Origin of the sequence: Streptomyces sp. NPDC059009 (genome assembly GCF_042740175.1) — a bacterium.
Lineage (GTDB): Bacteria > Actinomycetota > Actinomycetes > Streptomycetales > Streptomycetaceae > Streptomyces.
The window spans coordinates 1-2,707 of the sequence record NZ_JBHYJB010000071.1; the positions used below are offsets into that span (position 1 = coordinate 1).

2 protein-coding genes are annotated in these 2,707 nt (G+C 63.9%); one reads left to right on the forward strand and one right to left on the reverse strand.

Annotation, left to right across the window (positions count from 1 at the left end; genetic code table 11):
- Positions 1-172 precede the first annotated feature (172 nt).
- The gene (locus ACFWYM_RS42840) at positions 173-1,375 is read right to left on the reverse strand and encodes a hypothetical protein (protein WP_384850573.1); all 1,203 of its coding nucleotides are present in this window, start codon (positions 1,373-1,375) and stop codon (positions 173-175) included.
- A 655-nt stretch (positions 1,376-2,030) separates the two neighbouring features.
- Between ACFWYM_RS42840 and ACFWYM_RS42845 the strand changes: the two genes are divergently transcribed.
- The coding region (locus ACFWYM_RS42845) for a DUF2637 domain-containing protein (protein ID WP_384850576.1) at positions 2,031-2,707 on the forward strand (677 nt) is incomplete at its 3' end.

Here is a 2,707-nt window from a genome sequence, read left to right on the forward strand (position 1 = left end):
CGCTAATTCCTGCGCTTCGCGCAGGAATACAACCACGGAATTCCGCTAAAGCGGAATTCGGGCTCTTCGAGCCCACTTGCTAAAAGCATTGCAATCCGCTTCGCGGATTGCGGAAAAGGCAAAAGAATAGGGAGCGAAGCTCCCTATTCTTTCTTGCTTCAGCTGCTGGTGATCAGTCGTCGATTCGGACGGGCATCAGGAGATGCTTGTACCCGTTCCCGGATACATCAGGCCCGTCTGTGAAGGTGCCCGGCTTCAGCCGTTCCGACTTCTGCAGATGCAGGGTGACGGTGTCTCCCTCAAAGGATGCTAGGGCGTTCAGGAGGAAGTCTGGGTTGAACTGAATGCTCTTCAGGTGCAGGTCGTCCAGGGAGCCGTAGGCGACGGTGCTGGGGACGTCCATCCCCCTTCCCTTGAGACGCTCCTTCAGCTCCAGGTGCGGCTCGACAGTTACCTCGGTAGGCCCGTAGGCGAGGGTGCAGGGGACGTTCTTGAGGTCCTTGGCCTGGAGGACTCCCCGGGCCTTCTTCACAGCTCGCACCATGGCCTTGCGGTCGATGCTGAGCGCTGCGGCGCACTCCTTCGGGAACAGACTGCTGTACTTCGGGAAGCAGTCGTCCCAGGGGGCTCCGGTGACCTGTACTTCGCTGAAGGTGAGGGTGACGTACTCCTGGTCCTGGTCCATCCCCACGGCTACAGGGCCGTCGTAGCCCTTCAGGAGCTTGCCGAGGCTGATGAGGATGTCTGCTGGGAGGGTCCCGGTGGCCGGCTCCTCGTTCGCCGCGAACTCTTCCGTCTCGACTTCCGCGACGACAAGACGGTACCGGTCGGTGGCCGCCAGCCTCAGCGTCCTGCCCTCGATGGACATCCTGACGCCCGTGAGACCGGGCAGCGATTCATCCCGTCCCGCCGCGGGCGCTACGCGGCCGAGCTGGGTGAGGAAGTCCTGGCCGTCGACCACAACCCGGATGGGCGCGGCCTTGCGGAGGCTGGGGTACTCCTGCACCGGGTAGGCCGTGATGGGCGTCGTCATGTGCGGGCTGCTCACGACGTCGCCCTCAACCCTGACAGGCATCTGTGCTGCTACCGACGGCGTTTCTCCGGCCGCGAAAGCGCTGAGAACCTTCTTGAGTTCCTTGTGGTCCAGCAGACTGATGCCCCGCTCCGTCACTTCTGCCCCGGATACAGATACCGAGATAACGGTGTCGAAGCTCGTCGCCCGGAGGGTGACTTCGCTTTCACTGCATTCGACGATTACGCCGCCGAGTGACGGCTTACTCGGCCGTGCAGGCATTCCAATCTCGATGAGATTCAGCGCGTTCTTCAGGCTCTTGTGAGGCGCCGTGAAATTCGCCCGTCCCATGGATGCGTTCACTTGTACTCCCTTGTCTGGAGTGCAGGAGGATTTCGGTTTGCCGGTGATCTGCCACTGACCTGCCGACATAAGAACAGTATAGGGGTTCAATCACGAATATGAGGCGACGCGCCGAGATTAGGCAGGCCAACATCAACGCACTCGGGGGCGCGGCTCGGTGGCCACTCTGCCCGATCAGTGCGGAGCACTGCGGGCGCGCGGGAACGGCAGCGCGGAGCGCTCAAGTCGGGCGCGGAGCGCCGGACTTGCTCGGCCGGGATCGCTGTGCGGGGAGCGCGGAGCGCTCTGTCCGGGCGCGGAGCGTCCGGCCGCACGAGCCGCGGAGCGGCTCCCCGTGGGTGACCACCGGGCCGCGCCCCCGAGTGAAGGGTCTTCTAGTCGCTGTGCTGCTCCTGGCCTGTCGGGCGCTGCGCCCCCATGTCGTACCAGTCCTCAACTGGCCTACCGGGGTCAGCTGTTGATGTGCGCAGTGCACGTCTGTAGAAACTGGATTTTCTACCTGATTCGGTGCATGTCGACTTGACGTCGTGACTTAACTCCTATACTGTTTTCTCGTTCGCTCGCTAAGTTCCATGCGACTCACGCAACTTGCCCGATAGCATGAACTGGCGTTACACGACGTGGCCGTGAGGCCCCGTCAGAGAGGAGAGACGCGATGGACGAGGTAACCCCTTCGCCCGGTGAGCAGGAGGCCCCCGCTGCTCCCTCTCAAAGGGGGGATCGCTGGAGCCAGCTCCGCGAGCGCCGGAAGAACGCGGGCAAAAACCGCAGCGCTGGCGAGTGGCTCGACCTGAGCATCTCCGCCGCGACGACGGCCGGCACCTACGCGCTCATCGCCCTCGGCTTCAGCGCCTCGTACAGCACGATCCGCGCCATCGCACGGGAGAAAGGGCACTTCAGCGACGGCATGTCGCACATCGTCCCCATCTCCTTCGAGGGCGGCATCATCATCCTGTCGCTCCACGTCATCCGCGAAGCCCGCAAGGGCCGCCGCGCCCTGGTGCTGCGCCTCCTGGTCGCGCTCGGCGCCCTCGCCACACTGATCACCAACGGCAAGGCGAACGCCGACGGCATCGAGGGCTCCATCACCCACATCGTGCCCGTCGCCATGTTCATCATCTGCTTCGAGTACCTCATCCACAGCGCCCGCAAGAAGGCGCTGGAGGACATGGGACTCCTGCCCCCGCCCCTCGCCAGCCTCCGGGGCGTCGAGTGGCTCCTGGACACCGTCAACGCCTTCGCCCGGTGGCGCCTGATGGCCCTGCACAACATCGACAGCCCCGAACAGGCCATGTGGGTCCGCCAGACCCTGCTCATCCGCAAGGCCGAGCT